General features: G+C 67.7%; 12 protein-coding genes. 8 read left to right on the top strand and 4 right to left on the bottom strand.

Annotation, left to right across the window (positions count from 1 at the left end):
* Positions 1-28: 28 nt before the first annotated feature.
* On the bottom strand, positions 29-952 hold the full coding sequence (locus LB310_RS01460; protein ID WP_087189935.1) for a CorA family divalent cation transporter: 924 nt from the start codon (positions 950-952) through the stop codon (positions 29-31).
* 309 nt (positions 953-1,261) lie between these two features.
* Between LB310_RS01460 and LB310_RS01455 the strand changes: the two genes are divergently transcribed.
* The 3 genes from LB310_RS01455 (at position 1,262) to LB310_RS01445 (ending at position 5,004) form a co-directional block, all read left to right on the top strand.
* The gene (locus LB310_RS01455; RefSeq protein ID WP_301154141.1) at positions 1,262-2,125 is read left to right on the top strand and encodes a sulfide/dihydroorotate dehydrogenase-like FAD/NAD-binding protein; all 864 of its coding nucleotides are present in this window, start codon (positions 1,262-1,264) and stop codon (positions 2,123-2,125) included.
* Position 2,126: 1 nt separating this feature from the next.
* Complete coding sequence (gltA, locus tag LB310_RS01450) at positions 2,127-3,614, top strand: NADPH-dependent glutamate synthase (RefSeq protein WP_301154140.1); 1,488 nt, start codon at positions 2,127-2,129, stop codon at positions 3,612-3,614.
* A 70-nt stretch (positions 3,615-3,684) separates the two neighbouring features.
* Positions 3,685-5,004 carry a folylpolyglutamate synthase/dihydrofolate synthase family protein gene (locus tag LB310_RS01445; protein ID WP_227153799.1) on the top strand — a complete coding sequence of 440 codons (1,320 nt, stop codon included), beginning with the start codon at positions 3,685-3,687 and terminating at the stop codon, positions 5,002-5,004.
* A gap of 189 nt (positions 5,005-5,193) precedes the next feature.
* On the opposite strand, the gene LB310_RS01440 is transcribed toward LB310_RS01445, so the two are convergent.
* Positions 5,194-5,412 carry an acyl carrier protein gene (locus LB310_RS01440; protein ID WP_301154138.1) on the bottom strand — a complete coding sequence of 73 codons (219 nt, stop codon included), beginning with the start codon at positions 5,410-5,412 and terminating at the stop codon, positions 5,194-5,196.
* A 120-nt stretch (positions 5,413-5,532) separates the two neighbouring features.
* Between LB310_RS01440 and LB310_RS01435 the strand changes: the two genes are divergently transcribed.
* Complete coding sequence (locus LB310_RS01435; protein ID WP_301154137.1) at positions 5,533-6,144, top strand: SOS response-associated peptidase; 612 nt, start codon at positions 5,533-5,535, stop codon at positions 6,142-6,144.
* Positions 6,145-6,162: 18 nt separating this feature from the next.
* Here LB310_RS01435 and LB310_RS01430 read toward each other — a convergent pair whose 3' ends face one another.
* Positions 6,163-7,701, bottom strand: coding sequence for a serine hydrolase (locus LB310_RS01430; RefSeq protein WP_301154135.1), 1,539 nt, complete (start codon positions 7,699-7,701; stop codon positions 6,163-6,165).
* A gap of 18 nt (positions 7,702-7,719) precedes the next feature.
* The gene (gene raiA, locus LB310_RS01425) at positions 7,720-8,295 is read right to left on the bottom strand and encodes a ribosome-associated translation inhibitor RaiA (protein WP_087189928.1); all 576 of its coding nucleotides are present in this window, start codon (positions 8,293-8,295) and stop codon (positions 7,720-7,722) included.
* Positions 8,296-8,633: 338 nt separating this feature from the next.
* Between raiA and nhaA the strand changes: the two genes are divergently transcribed.
* The 4 genes from nhaA (at position 8,634) to pth (ending at position 14,045) form a co-directional block, all read left to right on the top strand.
* Positions 8,634-10,454, top strand: coding sequence for a Na+/H+ antiporter NhaA (gene nhaA / locus LB310_RS01420; protein WP_087189927.1), 1,821 nt, complete (start codon positions 8,634-8,636; stop codon positions 10,452-10,454).
* Between the two features lie 284 nt (positions 10,455-10,738).
* Positions 10,739-12,118, top strand: coding sequence for a bifunctional UDP-N-acetylglucosamine diphosphorylase/glucosamine-1-phosphate N-acetyltransferase GlmU (glmU, locus tag LB310_RS01415; RefSeq protein ID WP_278806959.1), 1,380 nt, complete (start codon positions 10,739-10,741; stop codon positions 12,116-12,118).
* 397 nt (positions 12,119-12,515) lie between these two features.
* Complete coding sequence (locus LB310_RS01410) at positions 12,516-13,481, top strand: ribose-phosphate pyrophosphokinase (protein WP_015539507.1); 966 nt, start codon at positions 12,516-12,518, stop codon at positions 13,479-13,481.
* Between the two features lie 6 nt (positions 13,482-13,487).
* Positions 13,488-14,045, top strand: coding sequence for an aminoacyl-tRNA hydrolase (pth, locus tag LB310_RS01405; protein WP_227153796.1), 558 nt, complete (start codon positions 13,488-13,490; stop codon positions 14,043-14,045).
* The last annotated feature ends 127 nt before the right edge of the window (positions 14,046-14,172 follow it).

The following is a 14,172-nucleotide window of genomic DNA, read 5'->3' as shown; positions in this document are numbered from 1 at the left end:
GACATCAACCCCGTCCCCCTGCCACGCCCTACAGCCATTTCTTCCTCTTGAAGATCACGAGCTCCACCACGATGATGACGATGCATATCACGATGATGGCCTGATAGCCCCATTGCCAGTCCAGGCCGGGCATGTTCGCGAAGTTCATGCCGAACCAGCTGGTGATGAGCGTGAGCGGAGCGAACAGCGTGGTGATGACGGTGAACCACTGCATGGTGTCGTTCTGCTGGATGTCGATCTGCGTCTGGTAGAGCTCGCGCAGCTGCAGGCTGTACTCCTTGAGCGTCTGCGAGCGCTTGAGCAGGCGCTCCACCGTTTTCTCGAGCGAGTGGAACAGGCGGGCCTCCCCGTTGGTGAGCAGCTTGTTCTCGTTGTCGCCGATGGTGCCCGTCATGTCCACGAGCTGCTGGTAGAAGGTATCGATGCGCAGAAGCCGCCGCCGGAAGCCCAGCATCTTGCGGTTCGCCACGTTGCCGCAGCGGTCGATGATCTGCTCCTCCACGTCCTCCATGCGGTCCTCCACGTCTGCGAGGTACGCCAGGTCGTCTTTCACGAGCAGCTTCATGAACTCGAACAGGCAGTGCGCCGGCGTGGGCTCCTTCAAAACGCCGATGCGCTCGATGTCGTCGAGCAGGCGCGTGCATACCTGTCCCTCGTCGATGAAGATGAGGTTCGTCTTGTTCAGGTAGAAGGCGAACTTGAGCGTCTCGCCCATGAGGTTCTTCTTGTCGGGCACGGCGAACGACCCGATGAGGCTGTCGGGGAACACGTCGAGGTAGGTGCTCTCGGCCTCGGTGAGCGTGCGCAGCGCCGAGAGCGTGTCTGCGCCGGCCACACCGAGCTTGGCGAACTCCTGGGTGGTGATGACCTCCACCACCGACGCCCCGGGCTCGATGGGCTGGTCGAGCGGCACGGCTTTCAGCTGCTTGGTCAACACGTATTTCTGCGCCATGGCTCTTTCCTCCTCGATGGGCGCCGATGCGGACGGCTGCGCCGCGCTGCTCGGCGGAAGACCGCGGCCGATCTCGCCGCCACTCGCCTCACCAAGGGACAGGCGGGGCTGCGCATACCGGCTGCGCCCTCCATCGATTATAGGTTCCCTGCCACCTCGGCGATTTTCTCTCCGCTGACCGCTCGGTAACCTGTTAGAAACATGGGGACGGCGGGCATGTTGCTATAATGGCGGCCATACTTCTATGGGGAGCGGCACCGCGCATCGTCCGGTGCTGCTTCTCTCTATGAGACGAGAGAGGGCGAAGCCGTGTATCCCATCGAACGAGTAGAACCGCTCAATGCGGAAGTCGCCCGCATGGTCGTGCGCGCGCCCGAGATAGCGCGCAAGATCAGGCCGGGCCAGTTCATCATGCTGCGCATCGACGAGCGCGGCGAGCGCATCCCGCTCACGATGAACGAATGCGACCCGGAGGCGGGCACCGTCACCATCGTGTTCCAAGCGGTGGGTGCCACCACGATGCGCCTCGCGCAGCTGAAGGCGGGAGACGCGCTCTTGGACTTCGCCGGCCCGCTGGGCAACCCCACCGAGCTGGAGGGCGCGCGCCGCGCGTGCGTCATCGGCGGCGGCCTGGGCACGGCCATCGCGTACCCGCAGGCCAAATGGCTGCATGAGCACGGGTGCGAGGTGGACGTGATTACCGGCTTCCGCAACAAAGACCTCATCCTGCTGGAGGACGAGATAAACGCGTGCTCCGCGCGGCAGATCATCATGACCGACGACGGCTCCAACGGCAACAAGGGCCTGGTGACGCAGGCGCTGCAGCAGCGTATCGACGAGGGAGCGGACTACGACCTGGTGCTGGCCGTGGGACCCGTCATCATGATGAAGTTCGTGGCCGCCACCACGAGGCCCTACGGCATCAAGACGCTCGTGAGCATGAACCCGCTCATGATCGACGGCACGGGCATGTGCGGCGGCTGCCGCGTGAAGGTGGGCGACGAGTACCTTCACGCCTGCGTGGACGGGCCGGACTTCGACGGCCACCTGGTGGACTACGACGACGCCATGCGCCGCGGCGTGATGTACCGCAGCTTCGAGAGCGCGGCGCGCGAGGCGGCCGAGGGCCGCGACTGCAACGGCGGGGCCGACGGCGAGCGGAAGGGGGCGTAGCATGGCGACCAGCTACGAGGTGAACCGGCAGAAGGAGAAGACGCCCATTTCCGAGCTCGATCCGGCCGAGCGCGCTAAAACGTTCGACGAGGTGGCGCTGGGCTATACCGAGGAGGAGGCGGTGGCCGAGGCGCGCCGCTGCATCCAGTGCCCGAACACCCCCTGCGTGAGCGGCTGCCCGGTGGGCGTGCCCATCCCGCGGTTCGTCGAGCAGGTGGCCGAGGGCAACTTCGCCCGCGCATACGCCATCGTGAAGAGCGCGAACTCGTTGCCGGCCATCTGCGGGCGCGTCTGCCCGCAGGAGACGCAGTGCGAGGGCGTGTGCACGCGCGGCAGGAACGGCGAGCCGGTGGCCATCGGCCGCTTGGAGCGCTTCACGTCCGACTGGGCGTTCGCGCATCCCGATGAGGCGGCCGCGGCCATGGACGGGCTGCGCGAGGAGTGCGCTGCGGGCGACGAGCTCGCCTGCAGCATCTGGCGCGGTGCGGAAGGTGCGGTATCGCAGGACCTGGCCGGCAAGCGCGTGGCGGTCGTCGGCTCGGGCCCGGCGTCGCTGACCTGCGCGGGCGAGCTGGTGAAGCGCGGATGCGATATCACGGTGTTCGAAGCGCTGCACAAGGTAGGCGGCGTGCTCACCTATGGCATCCCCGAGTTCCGCCTGCCGAAGGACCTCGTGCAGCGCGAGGTGGCGAAGCTGGGCGACAAGGGCGTTTCGTTCGAGGTGAACGCCCTGGTGGGCAAGCTCTACGACATTGACGAGCTCATGGAGGACCGCGGCTTCGACGCCGTGTTCGTGGGCACGGGCGCGGGGCTTCCCAGCTACCTGGGCATCGAGGGCGAGGGCCTCAACGGCGTGTCGGTGGCAAGCGAGCTTCTGACCCGCGTGAACCTCATGAAGGCGTACCGGTTCCCCGAATACGAGACGCCCGTGTACGCGGGCAAGAAGTGCGTGGTGGTGGGCGGCGGCAACGTGGCCATGGACGCGGCGCGCACGGCGAAGCGCCTGGGCGCCGACGTGACCGTGGTGTACCGCCGCGGACGCGAGGAGATGCCGGCGCGCGCCGAGGAAGTGCACCATGCCGAGCAGGAAGGCATCAAGTTCCAGCTGCTGACGAATCCGGTGCGCATCTTAGGCGATGACAACGGCTGGGCGTGCGGTGTCGAGTGCGTGCGCATGGAGCTGGGCGAGCCCGACGCGAGCGGACGCCGCCGTCCGACGGCGGTCGAGGGCAGCGAGTTCGTCATCGACATCGACATGCTGGTGGTGGCGGCTGGGTCGAAGACCAACCCGCTGATCGCGAAGACCACCCCGGGGCTCGAGGTGACGCCGCGCAGCCTGATCGTGGCCGACGAGCGCACGGGCGCCACTTCGAAGCCGGGCGTATTCGCCGGCGGCGACGCGGTGATCGGCGCAGCGACCGTGATCCTGGCCATGGGCGCCGGCAAGCGTGCGGCGGCAGGTATCGCCGAGTATTTGACGCAGGGTTAGCGCGGTACCCATCGTATTCTGGAGCGAGTGTTTCATGTGAAGCACTCGCTCGTTCTTTCTGGAGGCTCCCATGTCGTTCGATCCGATCGCCTACATCAACGAGCCGCGTTGGTTGGAGTCGCGGCTTGGCCTCGAGCGCATAGCCGAGCTGCTCGACCGGCTGGATCGCCCGCAGGACCGCCTTAGGTTCGTGCACGTGGCCGGCACGAACGGCAAGGGGTCGACCTGCGCCTACCTGGCCTCCATCCTGCAGGCCGCGGGCTTGCGCACGGGGCTGTTCACGAGCCCCTACCTCATCACGTTCGAGGAGCGCATCCGCGTGGACGGCGCGAACATCTCGGCTGACGGTCTGACCGAGGCGACGCTGCTCGTGAAGGAGCAGGCCGAGGCCATGGCGGACCATCCCACCGAGTTCGAGCTCATGTGCGCCGTGGCGCTCGTGCACTTCGCGCGGAGCGGCTGCGATATCGTGGTGCTCGAGGTGGGCCTCGGGGGGAGGCTCGATTCCACGAACGTCATCGACGCGCCCGAGGTGGCCGTCGTCGCGCGCATCGGGCTCGACCATACGAAGCTGCTCGGCACCACGCTGGCGGCCATCGCGGCCGAGAAGGCCGGTATCGTGAAGCCGGGTTCGGCCGTGGTGTCCTGGCCGCAGGAGCCCGCGGCGATGGCCGTGATCGAGGCGGCGGCTGCGGCCGCGGGGGACTCGCTGGCCGTGCCCGACTTGGCGCGCTTGGATGCCGGTCCGGTGGACTGGGGGGGTCTCGGAGCGCCCATGCGCCCGTTCTCCTACGGACGCTTCGCCGACCTGCGCACGCAGCTGCTCGGCAGCTACCAGCCGGCGAACGCGGCGCTCGCCATCGAGGCGGCCGAGGCGCTGCGTGCCCGGGGCTGGGCCGTCGCCGACGATGCAGTTCGCCGGGGCGTCGCCGAAACCGTGTGGCCCGGGCGCTTCGAGATCGTGCGCGCGGCGGCGGGCGAGCCCACGGTCGTGGTGGACGGCGGTCATAACCCGCAGGGGGCCCGCGCGCTCGCCGATTCGCTGGCCGACGTGTTCCCCGGCTGCAAGCCCGTGTTCGTCGTCGGCGTGCTGGAGGACAAGGACTACCCGTCCATGCTGGAGACGGTGCTGCCGCTCGGCGCGGCGTTCGTGTGCGTGGCGCCCGACAATCCCCGCGCGCTTCCTGCCGACAAGCTGGCCCGTGCCATCCGCTGGACGGGCCAGGACCTCTTGGGATGCTCGGCATGCACGCGCCCCTACGTTGCGCGCGACATGCCCGACGCGCTCGCTCGTGCCTGCGAGCTGGCCGGCCCGGACGGCCTCGTGTGCGCCTTCGGCAGCCTTTACTCGGTAGGGTCGGTGAAGGCGGCGCTCGGGACGCCGGCTTGAAGGCTCTACCGCAGGATCGTCCCGCGTAGCAAGGGCTTCGCCCTGACGTCGATCGGGACCGTCCCCTAGGTCGCGGCAAGGGCGGATCCCTTGCCGCGCGTTCAACCCGCGAGAATCGGTGGGGCGGAGCTTTCGCTACAGCTTCTTCGAGGGCGCATCCTGCGCCGCCGGCGTGCTAGGATGGAGGCGCTACAGGGAATCGACGTATGCCACGAGGTCGCCCACCGTGTTCAGGCCCTCGGGCTCTCCGAAGTCCACCTCGCAGGTCTCCTCGAGGTCGCAGATGAGCTCCACCATGTCGAGCGAGTCGATGCCGAGGGAATCGAAGGTGGACTCCGCGGTCACGGTGGACGGGTCGATGTCGAGATTCTCCTGCAGGATGTTCGTGATGGTGTCGATGGTGGCCATGGGCCTTCCTTTCTATGGGAAAACGTCGGCACTCATGGTAGCAGACGCGGGGGGCGTGCGCAGCCCCGCGCACGGAAAGGGCGGCGCTCGGAGTTCGGGCTCCGCGGTAAGGAGGCGGCGATGTGCGGACGGTTCGTCATGATCCCGCGCGACGTGGTGGAGCGCATCGTGCGCGAAGTGGAGCAGGGTTTGCCGCCTGACGTTCCCGACTACGAGCTGGCCGGCCTGGACGCGTTCCCCGGCGCGTGCGTGCCCGTGGTGGTGCCGGGGGAAGGCGCGAACGGGTCGGGGCGCCTGGCGGTGGCGGAGCTCGATTGGGGGTATCCGGTGAGCTGGGCGAAGCGGCCCGTGTTCAACACGCGCGTGGACACGGCCACCGGCCCGCGCGGCCAGATGTGGCGCGAGTCGCTTGAGCAGCGCCGCTGCGCCGTCCCCACGTTGGGCTTCTACGAGCCCCACCGAACCGAGCGCGCCGTGAGCCCCAAGACGGGCCGCGAGGTGAAGGTGCAGTGCGCGTTCGGCCTGCCGGAGAACCCGGTCACGTTCTTGGGCGGCATCTACGAGGACGGCCATTTCTCGATCATGACCTGCGAGCCCAACCGCTGGGTGCACGACGTGCACGACCGCATGCCCCTCGTGCTGCGCCCGTCCGAGCTGGGCGATTGGCTGGGCCCGCGCTACGCCGACCTGTTCGACCGCCGCGACGTGGAGCTGGCCTGCCGCGTGGCGTGACCGGACGAGGCGCGTCCCCTACGCCAGGTCGCCGCGCGCGGCGAACACGGCGGCGATCACCACCTCGAACAGGTCGACGTTCGAGGTGGTGTACGGTATGTTCGACATGACGCTCACCAGGTAGCGGCGGCCGTCCTTCGCCACGATGCCCGCATCGCACAAGGCGTTGTACTCGCCGTTCTCGAACGATTCCATGGACCAGCCCGGCTTGCTCTGTACCTGAACGCCTTCGTCCTTCAGAGCTTCGCGCAGGTAAGATGTCTCGTCCCTCTCGAGCAGCCCCGCGAGCCACTGGGCCGTCTCGGTGCCGGAGGACAGGTACTCGCTCGCGTTCAGCCACAGCCGCACGCCGTCGCGCACCGTATAGTGCGGGAACCACGTGTCGTAGGCCAGCGCCGGGTCGACGCCCAGGCCCTCCAGGTACGCTGCCAGCGCGTCGTCGCTGTAGTCGTAGCGCAGGGCGCCGTAGGTGTCGTTGCTGGAGAACAGGATGGCGCTCTCTATCATGCTGCCTATGAGGTCGGAGCCCTGCGAGGAGAACACGCCCGACTCGCTCATGACGCCGCTCGTGACGAAATCGTCGCGGGTGACGAGGCCCGTCTCTATCTGGCTTTGGCAGAAGTAGACGCAGTACGGCCCCTTGAACGAGCTGGCCCCGTAGAACACGGCGTCCACGTTGCTCGCGATGCCGCGGCCGGTGCCCAGGTCCACAAGCGCGAACCCGAAGGAGCGGTCGTTTTCCGCGAAGGGGGCGAATGCCTGGTCGATCGCCGCTTTCGACGCGTCGGACAGCACGGGCTGCACGGCCACGGCGCTGCCTTCCGCCGGGGCGGGGGCGAACGCTTGCGGCTCCGTACCCGTCGGAAGGTCCAGCTCGGCCAACCCCGTCTCGACGGCGGGCAGCGCCGCAAGGCGCTCCTCGGGTGTGGGAGGGCTCTCGGCCTCGGCCTCGGCGGCGGGCTCCTCTTCCGTCGGGGGAGCAGAGCAGGTGCTGAACAGGTTTGATATCCCGAAAAAGAGCAATGCGCACGCGGCTACGACGCCTGCGACGAGCACGATCCTCCGCAGCGGGTTCTGGTCGGGCCCGCTGCCGGCGTAGAGCGTGGGGGCGGGGCGCGCGGAGGAGCGGGTCGCCGGGCGCTTGGACGGGCGGGCGGCGGCCTGTCCGGCGGGATGGGCGTCGGGGCGCGGTGCGGTGCGGTTCGCGGGGCGCTTTGAAGCCGAGGAGGTACGCTCGGCCGGCCGGGACGCTGGGCGTTCGGTCACGTGCGCGGAAGGCCGGGCCGAGGGGCGCTGCGGGCGGTTCGACCGGGTCTGCGGCCGAACCGCATCCCCGTTCTCGGGTGCCACTGCCTCGCCGCACGTGCGCGTCTGCGCGTCCTCCGGGGTCGACGACCTCCGGTTTCCCGCATTTTCCGCGGCCGGGCCGATCTGCTCGGCCGTCTGGCCGGGGGTGCTCTTCAGGTAGTCCCGGGCGGAGAGCACGACCCGCCCCGCCCGGGCAGGGCGGGGAGAACGGGAGGACCGAGCGTCATCGTGCTTGTTGGGACCGGTCACCGTTCTCCCCTTCGGATGCTAGGCTTCTTCGCGCTGCTTGAGCAGGCCGTAGCCGCCGTCGTCGCGGCGGTAGAGCACGTTTACCATGTTGGTGTCGCGGTCGGTGTAGGCGAAGAAGTCGTGGCCCAGCAGGTCGATCTTCACGAGCGCCTCCTCCTCGGTCAGCGGCTCGAACTCGATCTCCTTCACGCGCACAACCTCTTCGTCGGCTGCAAGCTCCTCCATGAGCTGGTCGAGGTCCTTGGTCGGCACGGGCTCGGTGCGGATGGTCTCGTCCACGGCGCGCAGTTTGCGGTCGATGACCTTCGTCTTGTACTTGCGCAGCTGGCGGACCACCTTGGCGGCGGCCACGTCGATGGCTGCGTACATGTCCTCTTCGCATTCCTCCACGCGGATGATATGGCCCTTCGTGCGCAGGGTGACCTCGCAGCAGGCAGGACGGGGATTCGCGGGATTCTTCTCCACGTACAGAACAACCTCGGCAACGAGAGGGTCGATGTCCATGACCTTCATCGAGTTGCCGATCTTCTCCTCGGCGTATTGACGCAGTGCATCGGTTACGGGCATTTTGCGTCCGGCTACGGTAATGCTCATAGCACTCACCTCTTACCTCGTGGCGAATAAAAAAAGCTTGGCCGGAAGCCCTGGCCGAGGTCGTGCGGGGCGGATACCGATATGCCGCTCATGCAAGACCCAAGTCGACTCCTCACGCCAAACTGATGGGTACAGCATAGCGCAAAACGCCCGACTGCGGCAGGGTATTTTAGAGTCGTTGGCAAAACGGCGCACGCGGCGGGGGCATGCGGGGTGCCGTCTTGGAGAGAATGCGCTACGTTGTGAAATCGGGTTGGAAACGAGTGGCGAATGCGTGGCCCACGAGGGTGTATAAGGGATAATACGACCTTCAGGCATTGTCGACAGATAGGGCGGACATGGCATCCACACCGGCCAAAGAGCAGAAGCTGTTCATCAACGAGGTGCAACGCCATCAGGCGCGCTACCGCAAGCTCATCCAATTCACGCACTCTTCGACGAAGGCCGCGGGCGCCATGCTCTTGGCGGCCGTCGTGGCGCTGATCGTGGCGAACACCGGGGCGTACGAGGCGTTCCTGGACTTCTGGCACACGGAGGTGGGCGTTTTCTTCGGCGATGGGTTCGCCGGCATGTCGCTCGGACACGTCATCAACGACATCTTCATGGCCATTTTCTTCCTGCTGGTGGGCCTGGAGGTGAAGTACGAGCTCACGGTGGGCGAGCTCACGAACATCCGCCAAGCGCTGCTGCCCATCGTGGCGGCCGTGGGAGGCGTGCTGGCTCCCATTGGCATCTACCTGGCCTTCAACGCGACGAACCCGGAGACGGCGCACGGCTGGGGCGTGCCCACGGCCACCGACATCGCGTTCGCGCTGGGCATCCTGGCGCTCTTGGGCAACCGCGTGCCGAACGGCGTGCGCGTGTTCCTGAGCACGCTGGCCGTGGCCGACGACATCATCGCCATCTTGGTCATCGCCATCTTCTACGGGCACAGCCCGTCGCTGCCGTGGCTGGCCGTGGCCGCCGTGGTGCTGTTCGTGCTCGTGCTCATGAACCGCAACCACATCTACTCGCTCATTCCGTACCTGCTGGTGGGAGCCGTGCTGTGGTACTGCGTGTACATGTCCGGCGTGCACGCCACCATCGCCGGCGTGCTGCTGGCGTTCACCATTCCCTCGGGGTCGCGCGTGAACATCAAGAGCTTCCTCACCTGGTCGGGCGACAAGGTGCGCGAGGCGCGCTCGGCCTACCAGCCCGAGACGCCCGTCATCGCGCAGGGAGGCTACATCGAGACGGTGCAGGACCTGAGCCGCGTGGCGCGCCAGGTGGTGCCGCCGGCCACGCGCCTGGAGCACCGGCTGTACCCCTGGGTGTACTTCGGCATCCTGCCGCTGTTCGCCCTCACGAACGCCGATGTGAGCTTCCTGGGTGTGGACGTGGGCGCCATGCTCTCGAGCCCGGTGCTCTACGGCGTGCTGCTGGGCCTGCTCGTGGGCAAGCCGCTTGGCATCATGCTGTTCAGCATGGCGGTGGTGAAGTCGAAGCTGGCGTCGCTGCCGGAGAACGTGAACTGGTTCCACATGCTGGGCGCGTCCATCCTGGGCGGCGTGGGCTTCACCATGGCCATCTTCGTGGCGAACCTGGCGTTCCCCGACGAGGGCCTGGTGGCCACGGCGAAGCTGGGCATCCTGGCGGCGTCGCTCCTGGCCGGGGTGCTGGGCTTCGTGCTGCTGCTGCTGCAGGCGAAGGCGGCGCAGAAGCGCGGCGTGGCGTACCTGTCGTCGAGCGCCGACGACATCACGCGCCAGACGGCGGGCGACGAGGCCGCGCGCGAGGCCGAGGAGCTGCTGCGCGATTTGGAGGATCCGGCGATCAAGGACGAGGTCGAGGCGGCGAAGAAGCGCGGCGGCGTGTTCGAGATAGCCGTGGACTTGGGACCGACCGGCCTTTTGGGCGGCGGCTCCATCGGGGACGTGCGCGAGGCCGTGCGCAACGAGGTGGTGCGCGTGCTGCGCGAGGAGGGCAAGGACGACCTCCTGGAGAAGGTGCAGGAGGAGTTCAAGGAGCACGCCGGCGAGCCCCCGCTGGCCAGCGTGGAGGAGACGCTTCTGCGCGAGAGGGGCGAGGACGCCCTTTTGAGGGCGATTCGCCGCGAGAGCGACGACGTCGTCGGCATGAGCGGTGGCAAGGGCGGGGACGAGGACGAGCCGCGGGATTAACGGCCTCCGGTATCCACGCAGGGGGGGGGCGTGCCGGTGCCCGGTATGCGCCCGTCCAGGCCGCCGAGCTTCCGTTCTCCGCGCGAGCCGTGCCGCACCTGCGCCATGCCGCGACCGCCGGTGCCGCGCTTCCGCACTGCCTCAGGCTGCGCTGCGCGCGAGCCCCGAGAAACGGTTGGCCGGAGCCTCGCTGTCCGCGTGGCTTCTGCGTGGGGTTCGCGCCCGCCGTGCGAGCCCTGCGCTATACTGTACGGTCGAAAATGCCATGCGAACGAAGGGAAACCATGGAAGCTGCCGCCATCGTGCTCGCCGCGGGTGCCGGAACCCGCATGAAGTCGAAGAAGCCCAAGGTCGTCCACGAGGTGCTGGGCAAGCCGCTCGTGCGCTGGGTGGTGGATGCCGCCCACGAGGCCGGCATCAGCCGCGTCGCGACCGTCGTGGGCCACGAGCGCCAGCAGGTGGAGCCGCTTGTGGAGGCCGACACCGACGTGGTGGTGCAGCCCGAGCGCCGCGGCACGGCCGACGCCGTGGCCGTGTGCGCCGAAGCGCTCGCCGGGTTCGACGGCTCGCTCGTGGTTCTCTCGGGCGACTGCCCGCTCATCACCGCCGACACCATCCGCCGGCTCGTGGACATGCGCGAGCAGGCCGACGCGGCCGTGGTGGTGCTCACCATGGAGCTGGAGAACCCCTACGGCTACGGGCGCATCGTGCGCGACCGCGTGGGCGCCGTGGAGCGCATCGTGGAGCAGAAGGACGCGAACAGCGCCGAGGCCGCCATCTGCGAGTGCAACTCCGGCTTCTACTGCTTCGACGCCCGCGCGCTGTTCGACGCGCTCGGCCAGGTGGACGACGACAACGCCCAGGGCGAGTTCTACCTCACCGACGTGCTGGCCATCTGCCGCGCCGCCGGCCGCCCCGTGCTGGCGCTCCCCACCGACGATCCGTCCGAGTGCCTGGGCGTGAACTCGCGGGCCCAGCTGGCCGAGGCCACGAAGTTCGCCCAGCGCCGCATCAACGCCGCGCACCTGGCGGCCGGCGTGACCATGACCGACCCCGACCAGGTGTGGATTGGGCCCGACGTGGTCATCGAGCAGGACGTGGAGCTGCTGCCGCAGACGTTCCTCATGGGCAGCACGTCCGTGGGCGAGGACAGCGTGATCGGCCCGAACTCGCGGTTGACCGACACGGTGGTGGGGCGCGGCTGCACCGTGGACGAGACGGTGGCCGTGGAGGCGCTCATCGACGACGGCGCCTCGTGCGGCCCGCGCGCCTACCTGCGCCCGGCTGCGCACCTGTGCGAGGGCGCCAAGGCCGGCACCCATGTGGAGATCAAGAAGTCCACGGTGGGCAAGGGCTCGAAGGTGCCGCACCTGTCCTACATCGGCGACACCACCATCGGCGAGGACGTGAATATCGGCGCCGGATCCATCACCTGCAACTACGACGGCAAGAAGAAGTGGCCCACCGTCATTGGCGACGGCGCGTTCGTGGGGAGCGACACCATGATGGTGGCCCCGGTGAGCATCGGCGCGGGCGCTATCATCGGCGCGGGCTCCTGCATCACGAAGGACGTGGCGGCCGACGCGCTGGCCCTGACGCGCCCCGAGCAGCGCGAGATCTCCGGCTGGGCCGCCAAAAAGCGTGAGCAGCAAGCCCAAGGGTAGGTCTGCCGCTTCCTGCCCAAGGGTTCTTCGCGAAAACGGGGTCGGAAAGTCACCGTTTTGGCCGCTGTGAAGTGTTTTGACGCGCCCGGAGGCCCTCCGGGCGCGTTTTTCGTGGAGCACAAGCGCATTTCCCCTGGTCGGCGAAAGCACGTGGCCCACTTTAGGCGTCCGAGAGCTTCACGGCGTCCAAAACTGTGCATCGAGTTCCCTGAAAGGTCGAAATGCCCCGAAGGGGGGGCAATTCCCGATCAGGATATTTCGTTGCGCTCAATCTGCGAAGATACCGAAGTTGTCACTGTGCGGGCACGCTGCCTGCGGATACAATAGTGCCCATGTGAGAGGGGGCGACTGCTGCGGCGGGCGCGGCGGCCCCGCGGCAACATGAAGGAGCGCGCACATGACGGAAGTGCAGAAGAGCATGGCCTTGTTCTCGGGGTCGGTCAACCCCGAGCTCGCCGACGAGATAGCGAAGCACCTGAACGCCTCGCTCGGCAACGTGAAGCTGGAGAAGTTCGCGAACGGCGAGATCTACGCGCGCTACCAGGAGAGCGTCCGCGGCGCCGACGTGTTCCTCATCCAGTCGGTGTGCGGCGCCGAGGGCTACGACGTGAACGACGCGCTCATGGAGCTGCTCATCATGACCGACGCCGCCAAGCGCGCCTCCGCGCGCTCCGTGTCGGCCGTCATCTCGCACTACGGCTACGCGCGCCAGGACCGCAAGGCCGCGCCGCGCGAGCCCATCACGGCGAAGCTGGTGGCCGACCTCTTGGCCGCGGCGGGCGTGGACAACGTGATCACCGTCGACCTGCACCAGGACGCCATCCAGGGCTTTTTCGACCTGCCGGTGAACCACATGACGGCCATGCCCATCTTCGTGGACTACTACCGGTCCATGGGCTTTGACCCCGAGCAGCTGTGCGTGGTGTCGCCTGACGTGGGCCGTGCGAAGGCGGCGAAGAAGTTCTCCACCATGCTGGACTGCGACATCGCCATCATGCACAAGGATCGTCCGAAGCACAACCAGGCCGAGATCACGGCGCTCATCGGCGACGTGAAGGACAAGGTGTGCATCCTCAACGACGACATGATCGATACGGCCGGCTCGCTGGTGGCGGCCGCGTCCACCCTCAAGGCCAAGGGCGCCGCGCAGGTGTACGCGTGTGCCACCCACGGCCTGTTCAGCGGTCCGGCATACGACCGCATCGCCAACTCCATCATCGAGGAGGTCGTGGTGACGAACGCGGTGCCCGTGCCGCTGGAGCGCCAGACCGGCAAGATCAAGGTGCTGTCGCTGGCCTCCCTGTTCGCGAAGACCATCAGCAACGTGTACGACAACGGCTCCGTGGCCTCGCTGTTCGAGTAGGGCGCAATGTACCTGATCGTAGGCCTGGGGAATCCGGGCGAGGAATATGCGCACACGCGCCACAACGCCGGGTTCGACGCGGTGGATGCCATCGCGGGCGAGGTGGGAGCGCGCTACTGGAAGACGGAGTGCGGGTCGCTCACGGCCAAGGGCGCCTACCGCGACGTCGACCTCGTGCTCGCCAAGCCCCAGAGCTACATGAACACGTCGGGCGGCCCGGTGAAGCAGCTCATGAACGCCTACGGCGTGGACGCGGAGCACCTTATCGTCATCCACGACGAGCTGGACATCGATCCCGGCACCGTGCGCGTGAAGTTCGGCGGCGGGCATGCGGGGCACAACGGCCTGCGCTCCATCTGCGACAAGCTGGGCACACGCGATTGGAGCCGCGTGCGCGTGGGCATCGGCCGCCCGCCGGGACGCATGCCCGTGGTGGACTGGGTGCTGTCGCTGCCAAAGAAGGATGCCGCCGACGACTTCGCCTACGCCGTGGACCGCGGCGCCCAGGCCGCGCTCTCGCTGGTTACGGCGGGCTTGGAGAAGACCCAGCAGGCGTTCAACTAGGGGAAGCGCCGATTCTCGCCGCATTGGCGCTGGTGCTGTAAAGCAAGGGCTGGGCCCTCGTTGGAAACCTACGGTATGTTACCTGTTGAGCGGCAAAGGCAGTGCCCCTGCTCTGCGGGACGGCTGC

Source organism: Gordonibacter sp. RACS_AR49 (genome assembly GCF_030418435.1).
Classification (GTDB): Bacteria; Actinomycetota; Coriobacteriia; order Coriobacteriales; family Eggerthellaceae; genus Gordonibacter; species Gordonibacter urolithinfaciens.
This window is presented reverse-complemented; position numbering and strand designations above follow the sequence as displayed.